This window comes from Mycobacterium sp. TY814 (assembly GCF_030755175.1).
GTDB lineage: Bacteria > Actinomycetota > Actinomycetes > Mycobacteriales > Mycobacteriaceae > Mycobacterium.
In genome coordinates this window covers 696,151-709,404 of record NZ_JAUFRY010000003.1, presented here as the reverse complement: position 1 = coordinate 709,404, position 13,254 = coordinate 696,151, and the positions used below count along the sequence as shown (strand labels likewise).

Below are 13,254 nucleotides of genomic sequence, written 5' to 3'. Positions count from 1 at the left end.
TTGCGCAGCTCATAACACCCGACACCGGAGCGTGGCCGGGTTGTTATCGTTCCGTGACGTGAGATAACTCACACTTTTTACCCGCCGGCGAACGGGGGGAGTACGTCAATCGTGTCGCCGGCGGATAACGCCGAGGCCTCATCTCGGACGGCAATTCCGTCGCGTAGATATGAGCATCGGCTCAGCACCTGTGCCAGCTGTATACCCCGATTGCCCAGGTCTTCAATCAGCTCCGCTACCGTCGTGCCGATCGGCAACATCAGCGTTTCCGATTCGATGCCTGCCGCCGCTCTGGCGGCGGCGAAATAGCGGACGGTCACCGCGATGCCGGTGGCCTGTGGAGAGGCCTCAGCCACCGATCGCGCTCATCGGACGGTCCGGCTGAATGAACCCCGGCTCGTTGATCCCGTGTCCGGCCGGCTTGGCCCACATCGCGGCGCGCCAAGCCGCTTCGATGGCGGCATCGTCGGCGCCGCCGCGAAGAAGCCCGCGCAGGTCGGTTTCCTCGCTGGAGAACAGGCAGCTACGGACCTGGCCATCGGCGGTCAGCCGGGTGCGGTCGCAAGTGGAACAGAACGCATGCGACACCGACGCGATGATGCCGACCTTGCCGCCCGGGGTGTCCGGACCGGGACTCACGAGCCACAGCTGAGCAGGCGCCGAGCCGCGCGGTGCCGGGTCGGGCTCGAGGCGAAAGTGCGGGCGCAGCGCCGCAAGGACGTCGTCGGCACTCAAAGCGGCGCCGGGGCGCCACTGGTGCCCGGCGTCCAGCGGCATCTGCTCGATGACCCGCAGCTGGTAGCCGTGCGCCAGGCAGTAGCGGAGAAGTTCGACGACGTCCTCGCGGCCGGTATGAGGATCCAGCACCGCATTGACCTTCACCGGCTGCAGGCCGGCGGCCTTGGCGGCGGCCAGGCCGGCCAGAACGTCATCGAGGCGATCCCGGCGGGTGATCGCCGCGAAGTGAGCGGCGTTGACGCTGTCCAACGAGACGTTGACCCGGTTCAGGCCCGCCGCCGCCAGCGCCGCTGCACGCCGCGCCAGTCCCACACCGTTCGTGGTCAGCGAGATCTCCGGGCGTGGCGTGAGTTCGGCAGCCGCGGCGATCACTTCTTCGAGGTGCCGGACCAGTAGCGGTTCGCCGCCGGTGAACCGGACGTTGGTGACTCCCAACCTGCCGACAGCGATGCGAAGCAGCCGGGCCAACTCGTCCGGCTGGAGCAACTGGTGGCCGGGCAGCCAGTTCAGACCCTGCTCGGGCATGCAGTAACTGCACCGCAGATTGCAGCGGTCGGTGAGCGAGACCCGCAGGTCGGTGGCGACGCGGCCATAGCTGTCCAGCAGCGGTCCTTCCAGGGGGCCTGGTGAGGCATCCTGCCTGCGCACCCTCGGGACGCCGAGCGCGGTCAGCGTCATGCGGTCACCCGTGCGTCGGCGGGAACGATCTCTTTGCCGAGCGGGACCAGGGACACCGGGATCAGCTTCAGGTTCGCCAATGCCAGGGGAATACCGATGATTGTGGCGGCCATTGCGATTGCGCTCGCCAGGTGGCCGATTGCCAGCCACAGCCCGAACAGCAGGACCCAGATGACGTTGCCGATCAGCGCGCCCGTCCCGGTGCCGGGCTTCTCGACGATTGTTCGCCCGAACGGCCACAGTGCATATGAGGCGATCCGCAGCGCAGCGAAGCCAAAAGGAATCGTGACGATCAGCAGGAAGCAGACCAGCGCCGCCAGTAGATAGCCGAGGGCCAGCCAGAGGCCACCGAAAATCAACCAGATAACGTTCAGGATCAGGCGCATCTTTCCTCCAGCGGTAATGCAAGCCTACCGAGTACCGGTTAAACCGGGATGCTCGGCGGCCAGGCACCCGAGTAGGATCTGTGATCGTCATCGCGTCCTGCGCAGGCGGGACGCGTCTTCTATGTCGCATATCAGTGATCCATCAGACAAGCAGGTGAGAGCAGTGCCGACCGGCAAAGTGAAGTGGTACGACTCCGAGAAGGGGTTCGGCTTCCTGTCGCAGGAGGATGGCGAGGACGTGTACGTCCGCTCCTCGGCGTTGCCCGCGGGTGTCGAGGGGCTCAAGGCGGGCCAGAAGGTCGAGTTCGGCATCGCCTCCGGTAGGCGCGGACCGCAGGCGTTGAGCCTGAAGCTGATCGACCCGCCGCCCAGCCTGGCCCGGTCGGCTGCCCGGCCGCGTCGTGAGGCGCCGGCCGAGCACAAGCACAGTCCCGACGAGCTGCACGGCATGGTCGAAGACATGATCACGCTGCTGGAGAGCACCGTGCAGCCGGAGTTGCGCAAGGGGCGCTACCCGGACCGCAAGACCGCCCGCCAGATCTCCGAGGTGGTCAAGGCCGTCGCGCGGGAGTTCGAGGCGTAACCCTCTGGTACTGCCCGTCGCTCGGCGTATCCGGTCGGGTAGCGGTCTCGAGCCGGCCGCGACGGCACACCCGGCAAAGCGGTTGGGCGAAGGTCACTTTCGTGAGGGCATTTCAGCAACCTGGCCCGTCGGCTCACCAGTGCGTCCGTGCGGCAGGATGGATTAATGGGCTCCTACGTTGCCGGCAAAGGCGAATTCAACCGCGACACCAACTACATCACCACCCGCATCACCGCGGACGGGCGTGACGGCTATCCGGTGGAGCCCGGCCGGTACCGGCTCGTGGTCGCCCGCGCCTGCCCGTGGGCCAACCGCACCATTATCGTGCGCAGGTTGCTGGGATTGGAATCGGTTCTCTCCATTGGCTTTTGCGGACCAACCCATGACGAGCGCAGCTGGACCTTCGACCTGGATCCCGGCGGCGTTGATCCGGTGCTGAAGATCCCACGGTTGCAGGACGCCTACTTCAAGCGTGACCCCGACTATCCCAAGGGCATCACGGTCCCGGCGATCGTCGATATCCCAACCGGTGCCGTCGTCACCAATGACTTCGCGCAGATCACGCTCGACTTCTCGACCGAATGGGCCGCGTACCACCGGGAGGGGGCGCCGCAGCTGTATCCCGAGGAGCTGCGGGACGAGATCGACGAAGTGAGCCAGCGGATCTACACCGAGGTCAACAACGGGGTGTACCGGTGCGGGTTCGCCGGCTCGCAGGAGTCCTACGAAGCCGCATACGACCGGTTGTTCACCGCGCTGGACTGGCTCAGCGACCGATTGGCGCAACAGCGATACCTGATGGGCGACACCATTACCGAGGCCGATGTCCGCTTGTTCACCACGCTGGCCCGCTTCGACCCGGTGTATCACGGCCACTTCAAATGCAACCGGTCCAAGTTGTCAGAACTGCCAGTGTTGTGGGCATATGCGCGAGACCTGTTCCAGACACCCGGTTTCGGCGACACCACGGATTTCGTTCAGATCAAACAGCACTACTACATCGTGCACGCCGACATCAATCCCACCGGCATCGTGCCCAAAGGACCTGATCTGTCGAACTGGCTCACACCGCACGGCCGGGAAGCGTTGGGTGGCAGGCCCTTCGGTGACGGGACTGCGCCCGGAGCGCCGGCCGAGGGGGAGCGGGTGCCGGCCGGTCCCGGGGCGTGAGGCCGGCGCGACTCAAAAGGTCACGCGCACAGACCATTCGGCGTGCGGCGCTTCGCGGAGTTCACCGTCGTCCACTACCAGGGTCAACAGCTGCACCACCACACCGGTCAGCCGCCCCCGGTGCGGATCGACGGTGGGGATGGTGACCGCGAGGCGGGTGTCGGGGCGAAAGAAGGTGGTTGCGGTGTTGGTCGGGTCCTCGTAGATCTGCAACAGCCGCCAGGGGGCCCGGCCGATGGCCTCAGGCACCGAGAGCTGCACCGGGAAGCGTTCGCTCACCTGTAATTCGCCCTGCGACTGCGGAGTCTGGCAGTCGTTGAGGTTCAGCACGTTGCAATAGAGGTACGGCCCCACCCGGACGGTGTGACCGCGTGAGTAGGCGCTGATCTCAGGGAAGTGCGGGCCTCGGTCGCGGCTCAGCAGCCACGCTCCGAGACCGGCTCCGGCGGCCAGCGCCACCACGACGACCGCAACCAGCGCGGCCACTGTGCGCTTCACCGCGGCATCACTCCTGGCGTCGGGGCGCCGGCGCGCCGGCCCTCCTGCTCGACCATGACCGGCCGGTTGCCACCGAGGCCGGGAATCAGCGAGTCACCACGGAAGCTGACGATCGTCTGAGCCAGACCAAGGATGAGCAGCGCGCTGATGACGGTGAAGCCGACCCACAATTCGGTGTACACCAACACCCCGACCGCGCCACCCAGCACCCATGCCAGTTGCAGGGTGGACTCCGACCGTCCGAAGCCCGAGGCGCGCGACTCCTCGGGCAGATCGTCCTGCAGCGAGGCATCCAGCGAAGCCTTGGCGATGGCGCTCGATCCCGACGTGACCAAGGTGGCGACCGCGACCACGATCAGGTTCCCGCCGACTGCGGCAGCGATGGCGAAGGCAGTCACGGCCAGGGTGCACCGCACCACCAAAACGGCCGGCCGGCCCAGTTTCAGGCGCGCGCTGGCGAAGTTGCCGGCGAAGTTACCGATCGCGGCGGCGGCGCCGATCATGCCCAGCATGGCCAGCTGCACCCACCCGTCGGCGTCGTGAGCCTTGGCCACGAAAGCCGGGTACAAGAACAGGAAACCCACCATCACCTTGATGGTGCAGTTGCCCCATAGCGAGGTGATGATGTTGCGGCCCAACGGTTGTCGCAGCTTCCCGCCGACCTTTCCGCTTTCCTCCCGCCAGCTCTGATGCAGGTGGTCGCTGTGCCGGTGGTAGCTCAAGGTGGCCGGGACCTCGCCCGCGGTCACCTCTACCCAGCTCGGAATGCGCATGGATAGCAGGGCACCGACGATCGTGATGCCCACGACGACGAAGAGGGCCCCGGGCAATTTGAACATGTGAGTGCACGCGAACTCGACGCCCGCCGCGATGGCGCCGCCGGCGATGGTTCCGCCGAGCAGCCCGAATACGGTCAGCCGGGAATTGACCCGCACCAGGTCGATGGTCGGTGGCATGACGCGGGGCGTCACCGCGCTGCGCAGCACGCTGAACGACTTGGAGAACACCATCATGGCCAGCGCGCAGGGGTACAACACCCACGGCGGGAAGCTGCCACTGGCGCCGTCGTAGTTCATGATCAGCAACAACGCCAGCGCGGTGCGCAGCGCGAACGACAACGCCAGCGCGACCCGCCGGCCGTGCTGCAGCTTGTCCAGCGCGGGGCCGATCAGCGGCGCGATGACGGCGAACGGCGCGATGGTGATCAGCAGGTACAGCGCGACCTTCGATTTGCTCTCACCGCTGGCGGCCGCGAAGAACAGGGTGTTGGCCAGCGCCACCGCCATGGCGGAGTCGACGGCGAAATTGGCCATCACCGGCCAGGTCAGCGCGGTGAGCCCGGACTTGTCGGCGCCGTCGGCGGTCGCGGCCCGCTGCACCATCCAGTACATCCGGGAACCCATTTCGCGGCTACGCATGGCCGCGGCCCGCGTGACGGTGATGCGCTCGCCGTTGTTGAGACCGCGCGGGGATTCGGGTTCGCTGCTGCGGTTCGGTGGCGGCTCATGGTCCAGCGGTGGCAGATAGCGGTTCGCGCTGGGTGGCGGCTGGGGACGGCGGGACCGGCGATAGTCGTCGTCTTGGGCAGGGTGGTCGGCCGGATAGTTGGCCATGCCCGGATGTTCATTCGCCGATGGGGTCCGGCGGCCCGGGGGTGGGGCCATCCGGCCCGCATGATCACCTCGCCGTCCGGACACGCTTCAATTCTGTCCTATGCCGAGTCGCTGCGGAGTAATCCGGTGTGGCTCGGTCATCGTGTCTTCCGGCAGTATGGGGGCGCACGAAAGATCGGCATGAACAAGGTGACATTAAGGTGACACTGTGACCGGACCCATGGAGGAGTCCTCCGTAGCGACCGTGGCTGAGTGGCCCGAGGTGCTCGCGGGGGTGCTTACGGGTGCGGTTGAGCAGGCCAGGACCGCCGTTGCAGAGTTCAGCGGGGCGGATGCCGTGGGGGATTACCTGGGCGTCAGCTACGAAGACCCGAACGCCGCGACCCACCGCTTCCTGGCCCACGTGCCGGGCTATCAGGGGTGGCAGTGGGCCGTCGTCGTCGCCGGTTACGCCGGTGCCGAGCACGCCACGATCAGCGAGGTGGTGCTGATCCCCGGTCCGACCGCCCTGCTTGCGCCGGAATGGGTGCCCTGGGACCAGCGGGTGCGACCCGGTGACCTCGGCCCCGGGGACCTGTTGGCCCCGGCCAAGGACGATCCGCGGCTGGTCCCGGGATATACGGCCAGTGGGGATCCCTTCGTGGACGAGGTCGCGGTCGAACTCGGCCTGGGCCGGCGCTGGGTGATGAGCGCCTGGGGCCGCGCCGAGGCGGCTGAGCGCTGGCACGAGGGTGACTACGGACCCGACTCCGCGATGTCGCGTGCGACCAAGCGCGTGTGCCGCGACTGCGGCTTCTTCCTGCCGCTCGCCGGATCGCTGGGGGAGATGTTCGGCGTCTGCGGCAATGAGCTGTCCGCCGACGGGCACGTGGTCGACAAGTTCTACGGGTGCGGTGCGCACTCCGATACGCCCGCCCCGGCGGGTACCGGCTCTCCGATGTACGAACCGTTCGACGACGGGGTGCTCGACGTTTCCGAAAAGCCGACGGCCGAGGTTGTCGCACCTGCCGAACCGTCGGAGTCGGAATCGGGCGAGGCTGAAGAGTCGTCGGTGCCGGAGGCGGCTGAGCGTGCCGACGAAGTCGAGCAATCAGAGCCTGCCGAGACCGCTCAGTCGTCGGTGCCGGAGCCGGCCGACGATGCCGGGCAATCCGAGCCTGCCGAATCGTCGGAGCCGGAACCCGCCCAGAACCCGGAAATGGCCGAGCTGCTGGAGCCCGTCGCGCCCGCGGAATCGTCCGAGCCGGCGGAACCATCCGAGCCGGCTGCGACTGTTGACCCGTCCGAGCCGTCGGACTCTGCCGAGCCGCAGGTACCCGACGCACAGCGCGACGGTCCCGAGTTCGGCTGACCGCACGACGGCCGAACGCGTTCCGTACTTTCGACGAAACCTGTTGTGGCTCAGCGGCTATCGCTGAACCCGTGGTTTACTCCGCGATCTCGGTGGCGTTGAAGCTGATGGTGCACAACACATACGACACTTCGCGCTCTGAGAACAACTCTTCAAGAGACATCGGGCAACCCCTTCTGGTGATATTGTCAACCATGATTGACAATATGCCGAGGGGGAATCGCCGTCAAGACAGGGGGCGCTGCCAATGCGGAAGTGCCGAGGTATGTCGGACCTTCGTGCCGGCCGGCCGTCGGAATACTTCAGCGGCACGAATCACGTAGTGCTGCAACGCAAGTGGTCAACCGCCGACCTGCCGTGGTTCCGGCGGATCGCCGGGCCGGGCAGGTCGAACGGCGATGTAAGACCGCCTCAGCCCTTCTCGGCGGCTGCCTTTATTCGTGCCAGCGAGGCGTTCATGCCCTCGACCAATTCCCGCTCGAAGTTCTCGGTCCCGCCGAGCAACGCGTTCACCGTCAGGTTGGACACCGCGCTGGTGCCGTTTTCCGCGTGGCGGCTCTCCGTCACGCGGGTGCCCTCACCATGCGGCTCGAGTTCGTAGCTCCAGATGGTGCGGTTGGTGTCCACCCGGAACGCGAGCTTCTTCTCCGGAATGACTTCGACGACGGTCGAGGTCGTCGGCCAGAACAGCCGGTTGCGCCGGTTGAGGTTCAGCGTGCGGGTGCCGTTGCGCAGCGGGCCGAATTGCCGCATCCACCGGCACTGGGGGCTCCACTGCGGCATGCGGCGAAAATCAGAGATCAGCTCCCACACTTTCGAGGGGGGCGCTCCGATGTCGATCGAAGCCTGCAGTAGCGGGGCGGCCATGCGTCCTCCTTGGGTTATTGGTGATCGAGCAGGGTTTCCAGTCCGGCTTGCGCACCCCGGGCACCACGCCGGGCGGCGGCGAGTTGCCAGACGAAGATGCTGGTCCCCAGCACGCCCACGCCGAGTCCAGCGAGAGCCACCGGGCGCAGCGTCTCCAGGCTTGGCATCAGAAACGCGAGCGCGACCGCCACCAGCCAGGCCAGCGCACCGACCAGGATGATCGGCCACACCGCCAGCAGCGCCGGCGGCAACGGTGGTGGTTCGGGGGCGGGCTGGTCAGTCATTGCGTTTTTCAACATACCGTCGCGCTCATCGTTCGCCGTTTCTGATACCCGTCTCAGTCGTTCCGTTGTAACCTCGCGCTGTGCCCGACAGCGATGCGCGGTTGGCCGCAGACTTGTCGTTGGCGGTTATGCGGCTGGCTCGGCAACTCCGGTTCCGGAACGCTTCCTCACCGGTATCGCTGACTCAGCTCTCGGCGCTGACGACACTGGCCAACGAGGGGGCGATGACCCCCGGCGCGCTTGCCATCAGGGAACGGGTCCGGCCGCCATCGATGACGCGGGTGATCGCATCCCTGGCCGACGAGGGCCTCGTCGATCGCGCCCCGCATCCGGTGGACGGCCGGCAGGTGCTGGTGTCGGTCTCCGAATCCGGTGCGGAACTGGTCAGAGCGGCGCGTCAGGCCCGTCAGGAGTGGCTGGCCGAGCGGCTCGCGACGCTGGACGACGCCCAACGCGACGTCCTGCGCAGTGCGGCCGACCTGATCTCGGCCCTGGTCGACGAAAGCCCGTGACGACGCCGGACATCAATGTCCAGGACGTCACCGATCCCGACGACCCCCGCCTGGACGATTTCCGCGACCTCAACAGCGTCGACCGCCGTCCCGACCTGCCATCCGGCAAAGGCCTGGTGATCGCCGAGGGTGTGCTCGTGGTCCAGCGCATGCTGGCGTCGAGGTTCACCCCGCGTGCGCTGCTCGGAACCGACCGCAGGCTCGCCGAGCTCAGGGACGATCTCACGGGCACCCCGGCGCCGTATTACCGGGCATCGGCCGAGGTGATGGCGCAAGCCGTGGGTTTTCATCTCAATCGAGGGGTGTTGGCCAGCGCCAGCCGGGTGATCGAGCCGAGCGTGGCCCAGGTTGTCGACGGCGCACACACCGTCGCGGTGCTCGAAGGCGTCAACGACCACGAGAACCTGGGATCCATCTTTCGCAACGCCGCCGGCCTGGGGGTGGACGCGGTGGTCTTCGGCAGTGGATGCGCTGACCCGCTCTACCGTCGGGCCGTCCGGGTGTCCATGGGGCACGCGCTGCTGGTGCCGTACGCGCGAGCCACCGACTGGCCGGCCGAGCTGGTAGCGCTGCGCGAGCGCGGCTTCCGGCTGCTGGCGATGACTCCGCATGGCGATGCACTCGCCCTGCGCGATGCGATGGCCGCGGTGCGCGACGAGCGGGTCGCGGTGCTGGTGGGCGCCGAGGGACCCGGCCTGACGACGGCGGCGCTGCGGATCAGCGATATGCGGGTACGGATTCCGATGTCGCGCGGCACCGACTCGCTCAATGTGGCGACGGCGGCCGCGGTGGCGTTCTACGAGCGAGTGTGCTCGGGCTAGGCTCGCGACGTGAACGATGAGTCCGTGCCCTGGGCAACGGGTTTGGCGGTGGCCGGTTTTGTCGCGGCCGTCACCGGCGCTGCGATCGTGGTGCTCAGCCTCGGGCTGATCCGAGTGCACCCGCTGTTGGCCGTGGGCCTCAATGTGGTGGCGGTCGGAGGACTGGCACCGACCTTGTGGGGCTGGCGACGGGCGCTGGTGCTGCGGTGGTTCGTGCTGGGGGCAGCGATCGGGGTGGCCGGAGCGTGGGTGGCGCTACTCGCGGTGATGCTGATGGGCGCCAGCCCCGGCTAGGTCTGGGATTGCGCTCAGCGCTGGCCGCTGGAGCGCACCCCGAGCAGCACGTCCTCCCAGGCGGGGATCGCCGGCTTGCCGCGGCGGCTGCTGGCCGGCTGCTCGGCAGGTGCCTCCGGCGCGCTCGGCGGCGCCGCCGGAGCGGCTGGGGCAGGCTCCGCCGCGGCCTCGAAGGCCAGTCGCGCCACCGGCGCGAGCTGGCGGGGCTTGAAGTCCGGGTCGATCAGCTCGCTGGCGGCATCGTCGATCGCGGTGACGGTGCCCCCGTGCGCCCCCGGCGTGAAACGGAAGTGCGCGACGTTGTCCGAGCGACCAGCCTGCCAGCCGAGCTGAACCGTCCAGCGGCTGTCCTCGTTGCGCCAGGCATCCCAGGTCAGTTTCTCCGGGCTCAGGCCGCGTCCCACCAACGCCGCCGTGACGGTCTCCAAGAGGCTCAACACCGCGGGCCCGTCGGCCAGCACCGGATGCGCGGCGGTTGCCAGCTCGGCGGCGCGGAACCGCTCGAGCAACACCGGATTGGCGAACCGCTGGATCCGCGAGACGTCGGAGCCAGACGCCGCGGCGACCTGCTCGACCGACGCGCCTGCGCGGATTCGGGCCTGGATTTCCTTGGGGCTCAACATGTTCGTGACGACGATATCCAGCGCCGGCTGCTCGGGCGGTACCTGCTTGCCGTCGAGCGCGGCCCGCAGCCGTTCATCGGCGGGTAGTCGGAACTTCTCGGTTGAGCTGGCACCCTCGCAGAGGACGAATTTGCCGTCGGGGTCAAGCCCAACCACTTTGAGTTCCCGCATGGCTTCTCCTCGCAGACTCCGTGCAGGCCAGCAACGGAACCGTTACGTGCGAACTCTAGTGCAGCGAACTCCGGTAACCCGGTACTGACACGCTGGACGGTTGCGACTGCGCTGAACAGGGCTGAATCGGATTGCGCTGCTCCTCCGCGGGCCGGGTCCGGCCCGCATCGTCGCCGCGCTGGGTTTAATTGCGCTGCTCCTCAGCGGGCCGATTCGGCCCGCATCGTCGCCGCGCTGAAGCAGTCTTGCGCTGCTCCTCAGCGGGCCGATTCGGCCCGCATCGTCGCCGCGCTAAAGCCGCTCCACCACCCAGTCGATGCAGTTGGTCAGCGCACTGATGTCGTCGGGGTCCACGGCCGGGAACATCGCGATCCGCAACTGATTGCGGCCGAGCTTGCGGTACGGCTCGGTGTCGACGATGCCGTTGGCTCGCAGCGTCTGGGCCACCGCGGCGGCGTCCACGTCATCGACGAAGTCGATAGTGCCCACCACCTGCGAACGCAGGGCCGGGTCGGTGACGAACGGCGTGGTGTAGGGCCGCTCTTCGGCCCAGGAGTACAGCCGCTGCGACGAGTCCGCCGTGCGCTTGACCGCCCAGTCCAGGCCGCCGTTGCCCAGCAGCCAGTCGAGCTGCTCGGCCAGCAGCACCAGCGTGGCGATCGCCGGGGTGTTGTAGGTCTGGTTCTTGACACTGTTCTCGATGGCGATCGGCAGCGACAGGAAGTCCGGCACCCAGCGACCCGAGGCGGCGATGGCCTCGACGCGGGCCAGGGCGGCCGGGCTCATGACGGCCAGCCAGAGGCCGCCGTCACTGGCGAAGTTCTTCTGCGGCGCGAAGTAGTAGGCGTCGACATCGTTGATATCGACGGGCAGGCCACCGGCGCCCGAGGTGGCGTCGATCAGGACGAGGGCATCCCCCGAATCGGCCGGGCGGCGCACCGGCACCGCGACGCCGGTCGAGGTCTCGTTGTGGGCCCAGCCGATCACGTCGACCGACGGGTCGGACTGCGGTTCCGGAGCGGAACCCGCGTCGGCCTTGACGATGATCGGGTCGCCGACGAACGGGTTCTTGGCGACGCAGGACGCGAACTTCGAGCTGAACTCGCCGTAGGTGAGGTGCAGCGAGCGCTTGTCGATCAAACCGAATGCAGCGGCATCCCAGAACGCCGTCGCGCCCCCGTTGCCCAGGATGACCTCGTATCCGTCGGGCAGGGAGAACAGGTCAGAAAGGCCCGAGCGGACGCGTCCCACCAGGTTCTTCACCGGCGCCTGCCGGTGCGATGTGCCGAAGAGCGCCGCGGCGGTGGTGCTCAGCGCCTGGAGCTGTTCGGGCCGCACCTTCGACGGGCCGCAGCCGAAGCGGCCGTCGCGCGGCTTGAGGTCAGCGGGAATCTCGAGGGAAGTCGTGAGCTGGTCAGCCATGGTGAACAGGGTAGTGAGCGGACGCCGGCCTGAAACCAAGCGGTCGGGATAACGCCTGTTCGCGACACCCACTGTGAGCCAGGACACACTCGATGTGCGATGCGGCGTGGGCCACAGCCCCTACAAGCGGTCTGGAGAATTCCCAGTACCGGCGGTACCGTGTTCTTTATTCGTCCGGATCTCAACCTCGCTGGGGAGGCTTCTGATGGTTGCTACGACTGCCAGGACGCGCATGGTTCGACGTTGGCGCCGCAACATGGAGGTGCGGGACGACGCGGAGTACGTGGAATTGCTCGCCACACTGTCCGAGGGGTCTGTGCGGCGGAACTTCAATCCGTACACCGATATCGATTGGGAGTCACCGGAGTTCGCTGTCACCGACAACGATCCCCGGTGGATCCTCCCGGCGACCGACCCGCTGGGCCGGCATCCCTGGTATCAGGCACAGCCTGACGAGAAGAAGATCAAGATCGGGATGTGGCGGCAGGCCAACGTCGCCAAGGTGGGCTTGCATTTCGAGTCGATCCTGATCCGCGGGTTGATGAACTACACCTTCTGGGTGCCCAACGGATCGCCCGAATACCGGTACTGCCTGCACGAATCGGTCGAAGAGTGCAACCACACCATGATGTTCCAGGAGATGGTGAACCGGGCGGGCGCCGACGTCCCGGGGATGCCGCGCCGGCTGCGCTGGCTTTCGCCGTTGGTTCCGTTGGTGGCGGGCCCGATGCCGGTGGCGTTCTTCATCGGGGTGCTGGCCGGCGAGGAGCCGATCGACCACACCCAGAAGCAGGTGCTGCGGGAAGGCAAGGCGCTGCACCCGGTCATGGAACGGGTAATGGCCATTCACGTGGCAGAGGAAGCCCGCCACATCTCGTTCGCTCACGAGTTTCTGCGCCGGCGGTTGCCGAATTTGAACCGCCGGCAACGCTTCTGGACTTCGCTATTCTTCCCATTGACCATGCGCACCCTGTGCAATGCGATCCTGATCCCACCGAAGGCATTCTGGCAGGAGTTCGACATTCCGCGTTCGGTGAAGAAGGAATTGTTCTTCCGATCACCCGAATCGCGGAAGTGGTTGCGCGACATGTTCGCCGACGTCCGGATGCTGGCCTACGACACCGGTTTGATGGAGAACCGTTCAGCCCGGCTGATGTGGCGGATCTGCAGGATCAACGGCAAGCCGTCGCGCTACCGCAGCGAGCCGCAGCGCCAGCACCTGGCTACTGCGCCGGCTGCCTGA

The 13,254-nt window shown here is 67.1% G+C and carries 15 protein-coding genes and 1 pseudogene; 7 read left to right on the top strand and 9 right to left on the bottom strand.

Annotation, left to right across the window (positions count from 1 at the left end; all coding sequences use genetic code 11):
- Window positions 1-77: 77 nt before the first annotated feature.
- The 3 genes from QXH22_RS24475 to QXH22_RS24465 are packed head-to-tail and all read right to left on the bottom strand — an operon-like array spanning window position 78 to window position 1,802.
- The gene (locus QXH22_RS24475; protein ID WP_306246086.1) at window positions 78-356 is read right to left on the bottom strand and encodes a MoaD/ThiS family protein; all 279 of its coding nucleotides are present in this window, start codon (window positions 354-356) and stop codon (window positions 78-80) included.
- A complete protein-coding gene (gene moaA, locus QXH22_RS24470; RefSeq protein WP_306246084.1) occupies window positions 349-1,416 on the bottom strand; it encodes a GTP 3',8-cyclase MoaA in 1,068 nt (355 codons plus the stop codon). Before moaA ends, QXH22_RS24475 begins: the two co-directional genes overlap by 8 nt.
- Complete coding sequence (locus tag QXH22_RS24465; RefSeq protein WP_306246082.1) at window positions 1,413-1,802, bottom strand: YccF domain-containing protein; 390 nt, start codon at window positions 1,800-1,802, stop codon at window positions 1,413-1,415. Before QXH22_RS24465 ends, moaA begins: the two co-directional genes overlap by 4 nt.
- Before the next feature lie 163 nt (window positions 1,803-1,965).
- Here QXH22_RS24465 and QXH22_RS24460 point away from each other — a divergent pair, with 163 nt between their 5' ends.
- Both QXH22_RS24460 and QXH22_RS24455 read left to right on the top strand, forming a co-directional pair.
- Window positions 1,966-2,385 (top strand): cold-shock protein, encoded by a 420-nt coding sequence (locus QXH22_RS24460; protein WP_055580606.1) that lies wholly within the window; start codon window positions 1,966-1,968, stop codon window positions 2,383-2,385.
- Window positions 2,386-2,550: 165 nt separating this feature from the next.
- Window positions 2,551-3,555 (top strand): glutathione S-transferase family protein, encoded by a 1,005-nt coding sequence (locus QXH22_RS24455; protein WP_306277269.1) that lies wholly within the window; start codon window positions 2,551-2,553, stop codon window positions 3,553-3,555.
- A 12-nt stretch (window positions 3,556-3,567) separates the two neighbouring features.
- Here QXH22_RS24455 and QXH22_RS24450 read toward each other — a convergent pair whose 3' ends face one another.
- Both QXH22_RS24450 and QXH22_RS24445 read right to left on the bottom strand, forming a co-directional pair.
- The gene (locus QXH22_RS24450; RefSeq protein ID WP_306246078.1) at window positions 3,568-4,053 is read right to left on the bottom strand and encodes a DUF2771 domain-containing protein; all 486 of its coding nucleotides are present in this window, start codon (window positions 4,051-4,053) and stop codon (window positions 3,568-3,570) included.
- The gene (locus QXH22_RS24445; RefSeq protein WP_306277375.1) at window positions 4,050-5,717 is read right to left on the bottom strand and encodes an MFS transporter; all 1,668 of its coding nucleotides are present in this window, start codon (window positions 5,715-5,717) and stop codon (window positions 4,050-4,052) included. The genes QXH22_RS24450 and QXH22_RS24445 overlap by 4 nt, the downstream gene beginning before the upstream one ends.
- 157 nt (window positions 5,718-5,874) lie before the next feature.
- Here QXH22_RS24445 and QXH22_RS24440 point away from each other — a divergent pair.
- Window positions 5,875-6,651 (top strand): annotated as a pseudogene (locus QXH22_RS24440) (DUF3027 domain-containing protein); the annotation flags it as partial.
- A gap of 777 nt (window positions 6,652-7,428) precedes the next feature.
- On the opposite strand, the gene QXH22_RS24435 reads toward QXH22_RS24440, so the two are convergent.
- Together QXH22_RS24435 and QXH22_RS24430 are read right to left on the bottom strand one after the other, a co-directional pair.
- Window positions 7,429-7,884: an SRPBCC family protein gene (locus tag QXH22_RS24435; RefSeq protein ID WP_306246076.1), complete on the bottom strand. Its 456-nt coding sequence runs from the start codon at window positions 7,882-7,884 to the stop codon at window positions 7,429-7,431.
- Between the two features lie 14 nt (window positions 7,885-7,898).
- On the bottom strand, window positions 7,899-8,168 hold the full coding sequence (locus QXH22_RS24430) for a DUF2530 domain-containing protein (RefSeq protein ID WP_306246074.1): 270 nt from the start codon (window positions 8,166-8,168) through the stop codon (window positions 7,899-7,901).
- A gap of 80 nt (window positions 8,169-8,248) precedes the next feature.
- Here QXH22_RS24430 and QXH22_RS24425 point away from each other — a divergent pair, with 80 nt between their 5' ends.
- From QXH22_RS24425 to QXH22_RS24415, 3 genes are read left to right on the top strand one after another with little or no spacing between them, the layout of a single operon-like run.
- Complete coding sequence (locus QXH22_RS24425) at window positions 8,249-8,680, top strand: MarR family transcriptional regulator (RefSeq protein ID WP_306246073.1); 432 nt, start codon at window positions 8,249-8,251, stop codon at window positions 8,678-8,680.
- A complete protein-coding gene (locus tag QXH22_RS24420) occupies window positions 8,677-9,501 on the top strand; it encodes an RNA methyltransferase (RefSeq protein WP_306246071.1) in 825 nt (274 codons plus the stop codon). Before QXH22_RS24425 ends, QXH22_RS24420 begins: the two co-directional genes overlap by 4 nt.
- A gap of 9 nt (window positions 9,502-9,510) precedes the next feature.
- Window positions 9,511-9,795: a DUF2537 domain-containing protein gene (locus QXH22_RS24415; protein WP_306246068.1), complete on the top strand. Its 285-nt coding sequence runs from the start codon at window positions 9,511-9,513 to the stop codon at window positions 9,793-9,795.
- Between the two features lie 14 nt (window positions 9,796-9,809).
- Here the strand turns inward: QXH22_RS24415 and sepH are convergent, their stop codons facing one another.
- Both sepH and serC read right to left on the bottom strand, forming a co-directional pair.
- Window positions 9,810-10,589: a septation protein SepH gene (sepH, locus tag QXH22_RS24410; protein WP_306277268.1), complete on the bottom strand. Its 780-nt coding sequence runs from the start codon at window positions 10,587-10,589 to the stop codon at window positions 9,810-9,812.
- 291 nt (window positions 10,590-10,880) lie between these two features.
- Window positions 10,881-12,011 (bottom strand): phosphoserine transaminase, encoded by a 1,131-nt coding sequence (gene serC / locus QXH22_RS24405; protein ID WP_306277267.1) that lies wholly within the window; start codon window positions 12,009-12,011, stop codon window positions 10,881-10,883.
- 205 nt (window positions 12,012-12,216) lie between these two features.
- Between serC and QXH22_RS24400 the strand changes: the two genes are divergently transcribed.
- Window positions 12,217-13,254, top strand: coding sequence for a diiron oxygenase (locus tag QXH22_RS24400; protein ID WP_306277265.1), 1,038 nt, complete (start codon window positions 12,217-12,219; stop codon window positions 13,252-13,254).